The 14,755-nt window shown below is 62.9% G+C and carries 14 protein-coding genes; 7 read left to right on the top strand and 7 right to left on the bottom strand.

Going from position 1 to position 14,755, the window contains the following annotated elements:
* Positions 1-188: 188 nt before the first annotated feature.
* From RS897_RS15375 to RS897_RS15345, 7 genes are all read left to right on the top strand, one after another.
* The gene (locus tag RS897_RS15375) at positions 189-1,880 is read left to right on the top strand and encodes a long-chain fatty acid--CoA ligase (RefSeq protein WP_315837377.1); all 1,692 of its coding nucleotides are present in this window, start codon (positions 189-191) and stop codon (positions 1,878-1,880) included.
* A 36-nt stretch (positions 1,881-1,916) separates the two neighbouring features.
* On the top strand, positions 1,917-2,471 hold the full coding sequence (locus RS897_RS15370) for a DUF924 family protein (RefSeq protein WP_315837376.1): 555 nt from the start codon (positions 1,917-1,919) through the stop codon (positions 2,469-2,471).
* Between the two features lie 67 nt (positions 2,472-2,538).
* Positions 2,539-3,507, top strand: a complete 969-nt coding sequence (locus RS897_RS15365; protein ID WP_315837375.1) for a Bug family tripartite tricarboxylate transporter substrate binding protein — start codon at positions 2,539-2,541, stop codon at positions 3,505-3,507.
* The gene (locus RS897_RS15360) at positions 3,504-3,992 is read left to right on the top strand and encodes a tripartite tricarboxylate transporter TctB family protein (RefSeq protein WP_315837374.1); all 489 of its coding nucleotides are present in this window, start codon (positions 3,504-3,506) and stop codon (positions 3,990-3,992) included. The genes RS897_RS15365 and RS897_RS15360 overlap by 4 nt, the downstream gene beginning before the upstream one ends.
* Positions 3,992-5,491, top strand: a complete 1,500-nt coding sequence (locus RS897_RS15355; RefSeq protein WP_315837373.1) for a tripartite tricarboxylate transporter permease — start codon at positions 3,992-3,994, stop codon at positions 5,489-5,491. The genes RS897_RS15360 and RS897_RS15355 overlap by 1 nt, the downstream gene beginning before the upstream one ends.
* Positions 5,492-5,548: 57 nt before the next feature.
* Positions 5,549-6,373, top strand: a complete 825-nt coding sequence (locus tag RS897_RS15350; protein WP_315837372.1) for an aspartate dehydrogenase — start codon at positions 5,549-5,551, stop codon at positions 6,371-6,373.
* Positions 6,374-6,480: 107 nt separating this feature from the next.
* Complete coding sequence (locus tag RS897_RS15345) at positions 6,481-7,860, top strand: flippase (protein ID WP_315837371.1); 1,380 nt, start codon at positions 6,481-6,483, stop codon at positions 7,858-7,860.
* Between the two features lie 62 nt (positions 7,861-7,922).
* On the opposite strand, the gene RS897_RS15340 is transcribed toward RS897_RS15345, so the two are convergent.
* From RS897_RS15340 to RS897_RS15310, 7 genes are all read right to left on the bottom strand, one after another.
* Entirely contained in the window at positions 7,923-8,711 is a 789-nt protein-coding gene (locus RS897_RS15340) for a 3-hydroxybutyrate dehydrogenase (RefSeq protein ID WP_315837370.1), read from the bottom strand.
* Positions 8,712-8,723: 12 nt separating this feature from the next.
* Positions 8,724-9,890 (bottom strand): patatin-like phospholipase family protein, encoded by a 1,167-nt coding sequence (locus RS897_RS15335; RefSeq protein ID WP_315837369.1) that lies wholly within the window; start codon positions 9,888-9,890, stop codon positions 8,724-8,726.
* A 273-nt stretch (positions 9,891-10,163) separates the two neighbouring features.
* Positions 10,164-10,682: a CAP domain-containing protein gene (locus tag RS897_RS15330; protein WP_315837368.1), complete on the bottom strand. Its 519-nt coding sequence runs from the start codon at positions 10,680-10,682 to the stop codon at positions 10,164-10,166.
* Positions 10,683-10,824: 142 nt separating this feature from the next.
* Positions 10,825-11,874: a sulfate/molybdate ABC transporter ATP-binding protein gene (locus tag RS897_RS15325; protein WP_315837367.1), complete on the bottom strand. Its 1,050-nt coding sequence runs from the start codon at positions 11,872-11,874 to the stop codon at positions 10,825-10,827.
* Positions 11,864-12,799 (bottom strand): sulfate ABC transporter permease subunit CysW, encoded by a 936-nt coding sequence (cysW, locus tag RS897_RS15320; protein WP_315837366.1) that lies wholly within the window; start codon positions 12,797-12,799, stop codon positions 11,864-11,866. The genes RS897_RS15325 and cysW overlap by 11 nt, the downstream gene beginning before the upstream one ends.
* Positions 12,800-12,806: 7 nt before the next feature.
* Complete coding sequence (gene cysT, locus RS897_RS15315; protein WP_315837365.1) at positions 12,807-13,643, bottom strand: sulfate ABC transporter permease subunit CysT; 837 nt, start codon at positions 13,641-13,643, stop codon at positions 12,807-12,809.
* Positions 13,644-13,667: 24 nt separating this feature from the next.
* Positions 13,668-14,657: a sulfate ABC transporter substrate-binding protein gene (locus RS897_RS15310; protein WP_315837364.1), complete on the bottom strand. Its 990-nt coding sequence runs from the start codon at positions 14,655-14,657 to the stop codon at positions 13,668-13,670.
* Between the last annotated feature and the right edge of the window lie 98 nt (positions 14,658-14,755).

Genomic DNA, 14,755 nt, shown 5'->3' with positions numbered 1-14,755 from the left:
CCCAGCCGCCGCCGGGCAACGCTTTGATTTGCATCAGCTAAATCGAGATGGCCGCAGTCTGATGCGGCTCTAAAGCACACCGGCTTGCAAGCCCCCGCAGGTTCGCCCAATACTGGTGCCCATCAACAGTTGTGACCGGTCAATATGTCGTCGCAAGAACGAACCGGCAAACTTCACGGGGGAACACCATGGATCGGATCTGGCTGAAGAATTATCCCGCCGGCGTGCCTGCAGACATCGACGTCAACCAGTACCCATCGCTGGTGGCGCTGCTCGAGGAAAGCTTCGCGAAGTTTCGCGACCGCAAGGCTTTCATCTGCATGGACAAGGCGATCACCTACGGCGAGCTCGACGAGATGTCGGTGGCGCTCGGCGCCTATCTGCAGAGCAAGGGCCTGCAGAAGGGCGCTCGTGTCGCCATCATGATGCCGAACGTGCTGCAGAACCCGATCGCGACCGCCGCGGTGCTGCGCGCAGGCTACGCGGTGGTGAACGTCAATCCGCTCTACACCCCGCGTGAGCTGGAGCATCAGCTGAAGGACTCCGGCGCCGAAGCCATCCTGCTGCTGGAGAACTTCGCCACCACCCTGGAAAAGGTATTGGCGAAAACCAGCGTCAAGCACGTGATCGTCGGCAGCATGGGCGACCTCTTGGGCTTCAAGGGCGTGATCGTCAATTTCGTGGTGCGCCGGGTCAAGAAGATGGTGCCGGCGTTCTCGCTGCCCACCGCCGTGTCGTTCAACGACGCGCTGTCCGCCGGGCGACAGCTCAAGCTGAACAAGCCGAGCATCGGCCCCGATGATGTTGCGTTCCTGCAATACACCGGCGGCACCACCGGCGTCTCCAAGGGCGCAACGCTGCTTCATCGCAACATCCTGGCCAACGTGCTGCAGAACGATGCCTGGCTGCAGCCGGCGCTGCGCAAGCCGCCGGTGGTCGATCAGCTGTTCATCGTCTGCGCGCTGCCGCTGTATCATATCTTCGCGCTGACCGCGTGTTACCTGCTCGCGGTGCGCGCCGGCGGCGTCAATCTGCTGATTCCCAATCCCCGCGATATCGGCAGCTTCATCAAGGAATTGCAGAAGTACCAGGTCAACAGCTTCCCCGCGGTGAACACGCTCTACAACGCGCTGCTGCAGCACCCGGAATTCAAGAAGGTCGACTTCTCGAAGTTCAAGACCTGCTTCGGCGGCGGCATGGCGGTGCAGAAGCCGGTGGCGGAAACCTGGCTGAAGACCACCGGCTGCGCGCTGTCGGAAGGCTACGGATTGTCGGAGACCTCGCCGACGTTGACCTGCAATCCGGCCGACATCGACCGCTTCAGCGGTTCGATCGGCATTCCGGTGCCGTCCACATATCTCTCGATCCGCGACGACGACGGCAACGAGCTGCCGCTCGGCGAAGCCGGCGAGATCTGCGCCAAGGGACCGCAGGTGATGGTGGGTTACTGGAACAGGCCGGAAGAGACTGCGAAGGTGATGACCAGCGACGGTTATTTCCGCACCGGCGACATCGGCATCATGAGCGCCGACGGCTTCACCAAGATCGTGGACCGCAAGAAGGACATGATCCTGGTCTCCGGCTTCAACGTCTATCCCAACGAAGTCGAAGAAGTCCTCGCCAGCCACCCCGGTGTGCTGGAATGCGCCGTGATCGGCGTGCCGGACGAAAAATCCACTGAAGCGGTGAAAGCCTTTGTGGTGAAGAAGGATCCCAACCTCACCGCCCAGGACATCATCAAGTTCGCCGGCACCCAGCTCACCAATTACAAGGTGCCGAAGCAGGTCGAGTTCAGGACCGAACTGCCGAAGACCAATGTCGGCAAGATCCTGCGCCGCGAATTGCGCGATGAAAAACCGAAGATGGCCGCGGCAAGCTGAGCTTGCTGCGAGGGAATGGCGGGCGAGATCTTTGGAATGACTGAGACAAGCAAGATCCTGCCCGCCGACATTCTGCGGTTCTGGCGCGACGCCGGCCCGGACCGCTGGTTCAACCGCAACGACGCGTTCGACGCCGAGCTCAAAGCACGCTTTCTGCCGCTCTGGGAGACAGCAGCAGCCGGTCACCTGTCCTCGTGGGAAGAGACCTCCGACGGCGCGCTGGCGTTGGTGATCGTGCTAGACCAGTTTCCGCGCAACATGTTTCGCAACGATCCGCGCACCTATGCGAGCGATCCTCTCGCCCGCGAGGTTGCCCGCCGCGCCATTGACCGCGGCGCCGACGCCGACATCGAGCCTGAGCTGCGCTCGTTTTTCTATCTGCCGTTCGAGCATTCCGAAGATGCCGACGACCAGACAACCTGCGTTGCATTGTTCAAGATGCTGGGCGACGCCGAAAGCCTGAAGTGGGCGGAGCACCATGCCGAGATCATCGCGCGCTTCGGACGTTTTCCGCATCGCAATCGCATCCTGAATCGAAACAGCACGGCGGACGAACAGTCCTTTCTGGACAGCGGCGGATTTTCCGGCTGATATGGCGGCCAATTGCCGCGACGGATGATTTGATACCGCCGCCCCGCCGATGCCTGGAGGAGACCCCATGATTTCGTTTCGCACGCGTCTGACCGGCGCGATCGTCGCCCTGTCACTCGCGACAGGTTATCCGGCCCTCTCGCAGCAGCTCGAACTCAAAGTGATGGCGCCAGCGGCTCCCGGCGGCGGCTGGGACCAGACCGCACGCGCCATGCAGCAGGCACTGGTTGCGGCCGGCATCGCCCGCAGTGTGCAGGTGACCAACGTGGCGGGCGCCGGCGGCAGTGTCGGCATCGCGCAGTTCGTCAACGGCGCCAAGGGCGACGGCAACCAGATGATGGTGAACGGCTTTGTCATGGTCGGCGCGCTGGCCATGAACAAATCGCCGGTGACGCTGGAGCAGGTGACGCCGATCGCACGCCTGACCGAGGAGACCCAGGTGATCGTGGTGCCGGCGAGTTCGCCGCTCAAGACCGCGCAGGACCTGGCCAATGCACTGAAGGTCGATATCGCCAAGGTGACCTTCGCAGGCGGCTCGGCCGGCGGCGTCGATCATGTGATGGCGGCGCTGTTCGCCGGCACGACCGGCGCCGACGCGAAGAAGATCAACTACATCCCGTTCTCCGGCGGCGGCGAATCGCTCGCCGCGATCCTTGGCGCCAAAGTCACCGCCGGCATTTCCGGCTTCAGCGAGTATGAGGGACAGATCAAGTCCGGCAAGCTGCGCGCACTCGGCGTAACCTCGGAGAAACGCATGCCCGGCATCGATATCCCGACCTTCAAGGAGCAGGGTATTGATCTCGTGCTGGCCAACTGGCGCTCGGTGGTCGCACCTCCCGGCATCACGCCGGCGCAGCGCAAGACCCTGAGCGACGCCGTCGAGAAGATGGTGAAGTCCGACGCCTGGAAAGAAACCCTCAAGCAGAAGGGCTGGGAAGACGCCTATCTCGGCGGTGACGCCTTCGCTGATTTTCTTAAAAAAGAAACGGTCCGCGTCACCGACGTGCTGAGGTCCGTCGGCCTCGTGAAATCATGAGCACGGAAACCTCGCAGCCAGCGCCGGGGCGCCGCATCGATTCCGCCGGTGTCGTGATCGCGGCGATCCTTGCGGGGCTTGCCGTCGTTCTGGTCTGGGATGCAAGCGCTCTGCAGTCCAATACGGTCTATGGCATGGGTCCGCAGGCGATGCCGATCGTGATCGCGATCGGCCTCGGCTTGCTCGCAATCGGCAATTTGATAGATGCGCTGCGCGGCAACCTGCCGCCGCGCGAGAGCGCCGACCCCAAGGCGGTGTTGCTGATCCTTGGTGGGCTTGCGCTGCTGATCGCCATCATCGGTCTCGGCGGCGGTTTCATTCTCGCCACCACGGCGCTGTTCATCACCACGTCGCGGGCGTTCGGCCGGCGTGCGATCCTCACCGACTTCGCCATCGCTTTTGTGCTGACGACGCTGATCTACCTTGCGTTCGACCGCCTGCTGACCCTGAGCCTTCCGGCCGGTCCACTGGAAAGACTGCTGTAATGGATACATTCGCAGCGCTAGCGCATGGCATGGCAGTCGCCGCGCAGCCGATGAACCTGCTCTATGCCCTGATCGGTGTCTTCCTCGGCACCGCGGTGGGCGTGTTGCCCGGCATCGGCCCCGCACTCACCGTGGCGCTGCTGCTGCCGGTGACTTACAAGCTGGACCCCGGCGGCTCGCTGATCATGTTCGCCGGCATCTATTACGGCGGCATGTATGGCGGCTCGACCACCGCCATCCTGATCAACACTCCCGGCGAAAGCGCCTCGATGGCCACAGCGCTGGAAGGCAACAAGATGGCCAAGGCGGGACGCGGCGGCCCGGCGCTTGCAACCTCGGCGATCGGCTCGTTCGTGGCCGGCACGCTGGCGACACTCGGGCTGGCGTTTCTCGCACCGTGGCTGGTGGACTTCGCCGTGCGTTTCGGGCCGGAGGATTATTTCGCGCTGATGTGCGTGGCGTTCGTCACGGTGTCGGCAACCTTCGGGGATTCGCCGATCCGCGGCCTGACCAGCCTGTTCATCGGACTCACGCTCGGCCTGATCGGCATCGACAAGCTGACGGGACAGCCCCGGCTCACCTTCGGCATCCCCGAACTGCTCGACGGCGTCGAAGTGACGACACTGGCGGTCGGCCTGTTCGCGGTGGGCGAGGCGCTGTACGTCGCCTCGCGCCGCCATCACGCCGAGGAAAAGCTCGAGCCGGTGCGTGGTTCGCTGTGGATGACCAAGGAAGACTGGAAGCGCTCATGGAAGCCGTGGCTGCGCGGCACGCTGTTCGGCTTTCCGATCGGCGCGCTTCCGGCCGGCGGCGCGGAGATCCCGACCTTCCTGTCCTACTCTACCGAGAAGCGGCTGGCGAAACACCCGGAAGAGTTCGGCAAGGGCGCCATCGAGGGCGTGGCCGGACCGGAGGCTGCCAACAACGCCTCCGCCGCCGGCACCCTCGTGCCGCTGCTGACCCTGGGGCTGCCGACCTCCGCGACCGCCGCGATGATGCTGGCGGGCTTCCAGCAGTATGGCCTCAATCCGGGACCGCTGCTGTTCGCCGAGCGACCGGACCTGGTGTGGGGCCTGATCGCCAGTCTGTTCATCGCCAACTGCATGCTGCTGGTGCTGAACCTGCCGCTGGTCGGACTGTGGGTGAAGCTCCTGGCGATCCCGCAGCCATGGCTCTATGCCGGCATTCTGGTGTTTGCCACCATGGGCACGATTGCCGCAAAACCGTCAGTGGTCGAGCTCTCGATGCTGGCAGGCTTTGGCGTGCTGGGCTTCCTGATGCGCCGGTTCGATTTTCCGATCGCGCCGGTGGTGGTCGGCCTGATCCTCGGTCCGATCGCCGAGAGCCAACTGCGCCGGGCGCTCTCGATCAGCCTCGGCGATCCCATGACCCTGCTGCAGAGCCCGATGTCGGCGACCCTGCTTGGCATCGCGCTGATTGCGCTCGTGGCCCCGTTCGTGCTGAAAGGCATGAGCCGCTTCAAGGCGAATGAGGATTGATATCAAACATTGATATCAGTCCCGGCACCGCAACTGTCCGCTAGAAAGAACTGTTACGTGACGTCATCCCAGCCTGCCCCCAAGCGCATCGCAATCGCCGGCCTTGGCGCGATCGGCCTGCGCATTGCCGAAGCCCTCGACCAGGGGGGGTTGCCCGGTTGCGAACTCGTGGCCGTCTCGGCCAACAATCGCGACAAGGCGCGCGAGCGGCTGGCGCACCTGTCGCGCCCGGTGTCCGTCGTTGCCATCGAAGAGCTGGAAGCCCTTGCCGACGTCGTCATCGAATGCGCGCCGGCCGCACTCTTGCCGGCCATCACCGAACCATTCCTGCGCGCCGGCAAGACCGCGATCGTGCTCAGCGCTGGCGCTCTGCTCAGCCATGACGGACTGATCGATCTGGCGCGCCGCCATGGTGGCCAGATCGTGGTGCCGACCGGCGCCCTGCTCGGCCTGGATGCAGTGGCGGCGGCAGCCGAAGGCACCATCAATTCGGTGCGGATGATCACCCGCAAGCCGGTGAAGGGATTGCTCGGGGCGCCCTACCTCGTCGAGAACAACATCGCGATCGAGGGGATCAAGGAACCGTTGCGGGTGTTCAGCGGCACGGCGCGTGAGGCCGCGATCGGTTTCCCTGCCAATCTCAATGTCGCGGTGGCGCTGTCGCTTGCGGGCATCGGCCCCGACCGGACCGTGCTGGATATCTGGGCCGACCCGGCGCTGACACGCAACACCCACACCATCCAGGTCGACGCCGATTCCGCCAGCTTCTCGATGACTATCGAGAACATTCCCAGCGAAAATCCGAAAACCGGCCGCATCACCGCGCTCTCGGTGATCTCGTATCTGCGCAAGATGCACGCACCGCTACGCGTCGGCTCCTGATCTTCCGGGATCCGCTCGGACCCCGAACGGTTTCCCACCCAACCAAATCTTAACGAAGGGTTGATAAGGCAGAGACCGCCGCGAAAGCACCGGCGGAGCGATTGATAGTGGCCGTGATCGACACCGAGACGACAAACCCGGAATCCGCCGGCCTGCTGGCGCGGCTGCGTGCGCTTCTCGGTGGCGGCGATTCGCACGAAGCCTCGCTCACCAAACGGCTTGCCGGCACGGTCTTCATCATCCGCGTATTCAGCGCCGGGCTCGCCTACCTGTCCCAGGTGCTGCTGGCGCGCTGGATGGGCACCTCCGACTACGGCGTCTATGTCTATGTCTGGACCTGGGTGCTGCTGCTGGGCAGCATGATGGACTTCGGCATAGCGGTCTCCGCACAGAAGCTGATTCCCGAATATCGCGCCGCCAACCAACACGCGCTGCTGCGCGGCTTCCTGTCCGGCAGCCGCTGGCTGACATTCGCGGTGTCCTTGACGGTGTCGCTGCTGCTGGCGGGTGCCGTCAAACTGGCCTCGCCATGGATCAATGCCGACACCGTGCTGCCGCTCTATATCGGTTGCCTGACGTTGCCGGCTTTCGTGGTCGCCAACGTGCAGGACGGGTTGGCGCGCTCGCACGACTGGATGCGGCTGGGCCTGATGCCGCAGTTCGTGGTGCGGCAATCCCTGATCATTGGTTTCACCGCCGGTGCGTTCGCGCTGGGTCTCAAACTCACTGCCGTCGACGCCATGCTGGCCAGCGTCGCCGCGGTCTGGATCGCCATGATCGGGCAGATGACGGTGCTGAACCGCCGCCTCGCCACCACCGTCGATCCCGGACCGAAGGCTTATGCCGTCAAGAACTGGCTGGCGGTGTCGCTGCCGATCATGCTGGTCGAGAGCTTTTACCTGCTGTTGTCCTACACCGACGTGCTGATGCTGCAGCAGTTCCGCTCGTCCGAGGACGTCGGCGTCTATTTCGCCGTGGTGAAGACGCTGGCGCTGGTGTCGTTCATTCACTACGCGATGTCGGCGACCACGGCGCATCGCTTCAGCGAGTATCACACCGCCGGCGACAAAGAGCGGCTATCGGCCTATGTGGCCCATGCGATCAAATGGACGTTCTGGCCGTCGCTGGCGGCGACGCTGGTGCTGCTGGCGCTGGGCGAGCCGCTGCTCTGGCTGTTCGGCCCGCAGTTCACCGGCGGCTATGGCATCATGTTTGTGGCCGCGATCGGCCTCGTCGCCCGCTCGGCAATCGGCCCGGTGGAACGCCTGCTCAACATGCTGGGACATCAGCACGTCTGTGCGCTGGCCTATGCGCTGGCGTTTGTGATGAATGTGGTGCTGTGCCTGCTGCTGGTGCCGCATTATGGCGGGTATGGCGCGGCGGCCGCGACCTCGCTGTCGCTGATCTTTGAAACAGTGCTGCTGTTCTGGATCACCCGCCAGCGCCTCGGTCTGCACGTGCTCGCCTTCGGCAAATCCAAATCATGAAAAAAGCCTGATCCAAACGAATTGGATCAGGCTCGATATCACGTGAAATATGGCCTGCCGCCTTACTCCGCCGTCCAGCCGCCGTCGATCGACAGGTTGGTGCCGGTGATCTGGGCCGCGTCGTCGCTGCAGAGATAGAGCATCAGCGCCGCCACCTGCTCCGACGTCACGAACTCCTTGGTCGGCTGGGCGTCGAGCAGGACGTCGTTGATGACCTGCTCCTTGGTCATGTTGCGCGCTTTCATGGTCTCCGGAATCTGGTGCTCGACCAGCGGCGTCCAGACATAACCCGGGCTGACGCAGTTGCAGGTGATTTTCGAGGTCGCGACTTCGAGCGCCACCGTCTTGGTCAGACCGGCGATCGCGTGCTTGGCCGACACATAGGCCGACTTGAACGGAGAAGCCACCAGCGAATGCGCGGACGCCGTGCTGATGATGCGGCCCCACTGCCGCTTCTTCATGCCGGGAACCACGGCGCGGATGGCGTGGAACGCCGCCGACAGGTTAATCGCGATGATCGCGTCCCACTTCTCGATCGGAAACTCTTCGATCGGCGCAACGAATTGAATGCCAGCGTTGTTCACCAGAATGTCGACCGAGCCGAAGGTTTTCTCACCGAGCGCGATGAATTCCGCGATCTCGGCTGGTTTGGTCATGTCCGCCGGAGAGTAGGCGCACTTGACGCCGAAATCGGTTTCGATGCCGGCCCGCTCCTTCTCGATTGCAACCGGATCGCCCATGCCGTTGATGACGATGTTGGCACCCGCCTTCGCCATCGTTCGCGCGATCGCAAGTCCAATGCCGCTGGTCGAACCCGTGACCGCCGCAGTCTTGCCCTTCAAGTCAACCATCGTCAGCTCCTGTTATTCACCCGGCTCTGGGGAATCGTCTCCGGTGAGATCGTAAGTCACCATGGTCTCGCCATTCTGCGGCCGCCGCAGCCATTCGGGATGGCGCATCGAGAGATCGACGTCGGTCGCGCCGGCCTTCCAGTGCTCCTGCATCGCGAAGTGCGAGAAATCGTAGTCCTTCGACGAGGTCTCGAAATTCTTGCTCTTGTAGATCAGATGCACGACAGTGACGGTGTTTTCCTTGGCCGCCTCGTTCAGGAAGATCACGTCCGGATCGTTCCGCAGATCGGCCGGCAGTTTCGCGATCAGACGCCGCACGGCCAGGCGGGCGTCGTGGATCTTCTTGTTCATGTCGGTGTTCAGCCGCGTGCGGCTGGAATAGCGAATGTCCTTCTCGCGCTCCGATGCTTCCAGCAGCGTGCTCGGCAGCGGCCCGCGTGCGCTGAACAGATCGGCCTGAAAAATCAGCAGATCCGTTCGCTGCGCCTGATCCAGCACATAATCCAGCGGCGTGTTGGAGGCGACACCGCCATCCCAGTAGAATTCGCCGTCGATTTCGATGGCGGGAAAGCCGGGCGGCAGGGCGCCCGAGGCCATGATGTGTTCGGGGTGGATATCCTGCAGCGCGTTGTCGAAGTAGGTGAAGTTACCGGTCTTGACGTTGACCGCACCGACACTGAGGCGGATCCGCTTGCTCTTGTCGTTGAGCAAGTCGAAATCCACCAGCCGCTCCAGCGTCTCGCGCAGCGGGGTGGTGTCGTAGAAACTCAGCGACTGCTGGCTGCCGAGCGGCCACAACAGCGCCGGCGGAATCCGCGGCATGAAGAAGCCGGGCACGCCGAAGGTCGCGATCATTGCGGCACTGGTCTCGTTAAAGGCGGTGCGGGCATGATCGCCGGACAGCAGCGGTTGCCACGGCACCGAGGCCGACACCATCTCCCAGAACTCGCGCAGCCGCGTCAGCCGCTTTTCCCTGGGATTGCCGGCAATGATCGCGGAGTTGATGGCACCGATGGAGATGCCGGCGACCCAGTCAGGCTCAAAATCATGCCGGCAGAGCGCCTCATAGGCGCCCGCCTGATAGGACCCGAGTGCACCGCCGCCCTGCAGGACGAGAACGCGCTGAGCCTGAGCCGGTATGGTTGCCGCGGATGGAGATGAAGACGAAGGAGAATCCATGAAACCCAACAAAAAGAAAATGTTGTAGGACAGGATCAGGGTGGCGTCAGTTCACTGGTGCCGCCGATCTGAAGTTCCTGCACCACTCGCTGCAAAGTCACCCAGGAACTTCAGATCGACAAGCGGCACCAGATTTTTAAATTTTTCTAGTGCCCCTTTTCGCATCCGAAGTTCATGTGAGAAGATTCAGCAAGTTATCAGAACTTCGGATGCGGGGGCACTAGTCGTCAATCGACTCCCAGGTTTCCTGCAAGAATCGCTCAAAAAGGCGGGCTATTTGCTGTCCGGTGCCGCCAGAATGAGGGTCCAGAACACCTTGTATTTCGTGTTCGGAGCATAACTCGCGGCAATGCCCAGTTTTGTGACACCGCCGTTCAGCATATTGGCCTTATGGGGCGGCGAGTCCCGCCAGCCGGAAAAGGCTTCCGCCAGCGTATGATACCCGGCCGATACGTTTTCGACCGCCACCTTGGCGTCATAGCCCACGGCCTTGATCCGCTTGCCGAGCGGGCCGGTGACGTTGTGGTCGAGCTTGTTGCGGCTCGCCATGACCTGGGACTGGGCTTCGGCCGCCTGCATCAGCACCGGATCGACCTCAACCGCGCCAAGCCCGTTATTCTTGCGGTAGCCGGAAATCATCGAGGCGGCGACGGCCGCATCGAGCTTGGCGCCGCCATGAGCCATGCTGAGATAGAAGGCGGGCTGTTCCGGCGGCACATCGCGGTCGGCGGCACAGCCGCCCAGGACAAAGATGCCGGCCAGGATGGTGACCGCCAAAGTGGCACGCAACATTGAAACAACCCCCGCGGCGGCCCGTCAGCCGCTCAAAACGAGAATCGTTGTTGCACACCAACCGTGGCTGAATAGTGAACGGATAAATAGCGAACAGAGACCGGCTCGGCCGAGCCGGTTCCCGGCCCGGCCGAGTGCCACGTCAGGCCTGGGCGCCGAAAATCCGATAGCGCTTCGGCTGCAGGCCGACGATGTCGCCGGGTTTCAGATCGCGGTCTCGCGGCGCATCGATCTCGATCAGGGTCTCGTCGCCATCGGTCTGCAGCGCGATGTCGGCGCGCTGGGTCGGGCCGAATGCGCGCACATGCTTCACCGCGCCTTGCAGCGCACCGCTGCCAGCCGGGCCGACCACCACGTCATGCCGCCGGATGAACAGTTTGGACGGACCCGAAACTGCATCGCGCGACTCGATGTCGAGCACCCTGTCGCCGAGGCTGATACGGCCGTCGCTGACCTGCACCGGCAGCACGATGGATTCGCCGATGAAACCGTGGACGAAGGCGGTGGCCGGATTGTCATAGACATCACTGGGCGAGCCGATCTGCTCGATCTTGCCCTTGTCCATCACCACCACGCGGTTGGCGACTTCCAATGCTTCTTCCTGGTCGTGGGTGACGAAGATCGACGTCACGTGAATTTCGTCATGCAACTGCCGCAGCCAGCGCCGCAGCTCCTTGCGTACCTTGGCGTCGAGCGCGCCGAACGGCTCGTCGAGCAGCAGGATACGCGGCTCGATCGCCAGCGCGCGCGCGAGCGCAATGCGCTGGCGCTGGCCGCCGGAGAGCTGGCTCGGATAACGGTTGGCCAGCCAGTCCAGCTGCACCAGATCGAGCAGCTCCTTGACCCGCTTGCGGATATCGGCCTCGCTCTTGCGCACCGCGCGCGGCTGCACCCGCAGGCCGAAGGCCACGTTCTCGAACACGCTCATGTGGCGGAACAGCGCGTAGTGCTGGAACACAAAGCCGACATGACGCTCGCCGGCGCCGCGCGCCAGCGCATCCTCGCCATCGAAGCTGACACTGCCGGCATCGGGCCAGTCCAGCCCCGCGATGATGCGCAGCAGCGACGTCTTGCCGGAGCCCGACGGGCCGAGCAGCGCCAGGAGTTCGCCGGTGTCGACCTTGAGGTCGACATTGTCCAGAGCCGCGAAGGCTCCGTACTTCTTCACGATATTGCGGACCTCAATCGTCACTTGATTGCTTTCCCTCTGCGAGCTGTCCTTCGAGGACCGTCTTCACGATCAGTGTGATCAAAGCCAGAAACGCCAGCAGCGATGCGATCGCAAACGCCGCCACCATCTGATACTCGTTATACAGGATTTCGACCAGCAGCGGCATGGTATTGGTTTCACCGCGAATGTGGCCCGAGACCACCGACACCGCGCCGAATTCACCCATCGCCCGAGCGTTACACAGCAGCACGCCGTAGAGCACGCCCCATTTGATGTTGGGGAACGTGACCCGCCAGAACGTGCGCCAGCCCGAGGCGCCCAGCGAGATCGCCGCTTCCTCTTCCTGGGTGCCCTGTTCCTGCATCAGCGGGATCAGTTCGCGCGCCACGAACGGAAACGTCACGAAGGTGGTGGCGAGAATGATGGCGGGCGGCGCAAACAGGATCTGCAGATTGTGATCCTGCAGCCAGGGGCCGAAATAACCCTGGGCGCCGAACAGCAGCACGAACACCAGCCCGGAGATCACGGGACTGACGGAGAACGGCAGGTCGATCAGGGTGATCAGGAGCGTCTTGCCGCGAAATTCGAACTTCGCGATCGCCCAGGCCGCCATCAGGCCGAACACCAGATTGAGGCTCACCGAAATCGAGGCGACCAGCAGCGTCAGCTTGATAGCCGCGAGCGCTTCCGATGCCGACAGCGCCGCCAGATATTCCCCGACGCCTTTGGAAAACGCCGAGGCAAACACCAGAAGCAACGGCGCCACGACGAAAATCGACAGGAAGACCACTGCAAAGCCGATGATCGACAAGCGAATCCAGCGCGGTTCGGTGCGCGAATTAAGCTGCGCCAGCGGCGCCGTGCGGATCACGACCGGTGCCGCGCTCTCAATGATGGGCGCGGTCTCTGCTTCGGCAGGGAGGGGACGGGTGTCAACGAGGGTCATGCGGCACTCAACTGATTGCCGCGGCGCGAACCTGCGCCCAGCGCTGGATGCGATTGATCATGAAAATGATCAGGAACGCGACCACCAGCATCACCACCGCAATCGCGGTCGCATCCGCATAACGATACTCCGACAGCCGGATCACGATCAGCAGCGGCGCGATCTCGGACACATTGGGCAGGTTGCCGGCGATAAAGATCACCGAGCCGTATTCGCCGACCGCGCGCGCGAATGCCAGCGCAAAGCCGGTGAGGATCGCGGGCGTGAGACTGGGCAGAATCACGCGGGTGATGATCTGCCAGCGATTGGCGCCGAGACTGGCGGCGGCTTCCTCGAGTTCGGCTTCGAGATCGATCAGCACCGGCTGCACCGTGCGCACCACGAATGGGATGCCGATAAAAATCATGGCAATGAAAATGCCAAGCGGCGTGAACGCCACTTTGATCCCAAGCGATGCCAATGGGGCGCCGAGCCAGCCTTTTTCGGCGAACAGCGCCGTCAGCGCCACGCCGGCCACCGCCGTCGGCAGCGCGAAGGGAATATCGACGATGGCATCGAACAGCCGCTGGCCGGGAAAGCGATAACGCACCAGCGCCCACACCACGAGCACCCCGGCGATGAGATTGACGATCGCGGCCGCGAAGGCGAGCCCGAACGACACCACCAGCGCGTGCAGTGTGCGGGGGCTGGTGATGATGCCGACAAACTGCGCGAGCGACAGTTCGGTGGTCTTGATGAACAGACCCGCGAGCGGGATCAAAATCAAAACGGAGAGCCAGGTCAGGGTCAGACCCATGGTCAGACCGAATCCCGGCAATACGCTCCGCCTCGATGTCCCGCTCACGATGCCCTCACCCGTTCCGAACGATCAGTTCTTGTAGATCTGGTCGAACACGCCGCCGTCGCCGAAGTGTTCCTTCTGGGCCTTGGTCCAGCCGCCGAACACGTCGTCGATGGTGACGAGATCGACCTTTGCAAAGGAATCGGCGTACTTCTTGGCAATCTCCGGATCGCGGGGACGATAGAAGTTGCGCGCCGCGATCTCCTGGCCTTCCTTGGTGTACCAGTAGCTCAGGTAAGCATTGGCCGGGTCGCGGGTGCCCTTTTTGTCGACGACCTTGTCGACAACGGTGACCGGCGGCTCCGCCAGGATCGACAGCGACGGCACCACGATCTCGAACTTGTCCTTGCCGAACTCCTTGACCGCGAGATAGGCCTCGTTCTCCCAGGCCAGCAGCACGTCACCGACGCCGCGTTCCACGAATGTCACGGTCGAGCCGCGCGCACCGGTATCCAGCACCGGCACGTTCTTGAAGATCTTGCCGACGAAATCCTGCGCCTTGTCCGCACCGCCATACTTCTTCAAGCCGTAGGCCCATGCGGCGAGATAGTTCCAGCGTGCGCCGCCGGAGGTCTTGGGATTCGGCGTGATGACACTGACGCCGGACTTGATGATGTCATCCCAGTCCTTGATGCCCTTGGGATTGCCCTTGCGGACGAGGAACACGATGGTCGAGGTATAGGGCGACGAATTCTGCGCCAGTCGTTTCTGCCAGTCCTTGTCGAGCAGGCCCTTGCTGGCGATCGCATCGATGTCATAGGCCAGCGCCAGGGTCACGACATCCGCCTGCAGGCCGTCGATCACGCTGCGCGCTTGCGAGCCCGAGCCGCCGTGCGACTGCTTGATCTCGACGCTCTTGCCGGTTTCTTTCTGATAAGCCGAGGCGAACGCCTTGTTGAACTCCACATAGAGCTCGCGCGTGGGATCGTACGAGACGTTCAGCAATGAAATGTCGGCGGCATACGCCGATCCCGCCCAAAACAGACCCGCAATGACGGGGAGAATACGACGCAACATCTCGATCTCCATTCAGCTCGACAACGTCATCGTCATCGAAAGCGCGGATCAAACTCCGGGAGAAATTTACTCAAGTCAACGAAACCGCATTTCATTCT

Origin of the sequence: Bradyrhizobium prioriisuperbiae (assembly GCF_032397745.1) — a bacterium.
Classification (GTDB): domain Bacteria; phylum Pseudomonadota; class Alphaproteobacteria; order Rhizobiales; family Xanthobacteraceae; genus Bradyrhizobium_A; species Bradyrhizobium_A prioriisuperbiae.
The sequence above is the reverse complement of the archived record's forward strand: the minus strand, read 5'-3'. Positions and strand labels throughout refer to the sequence as shown.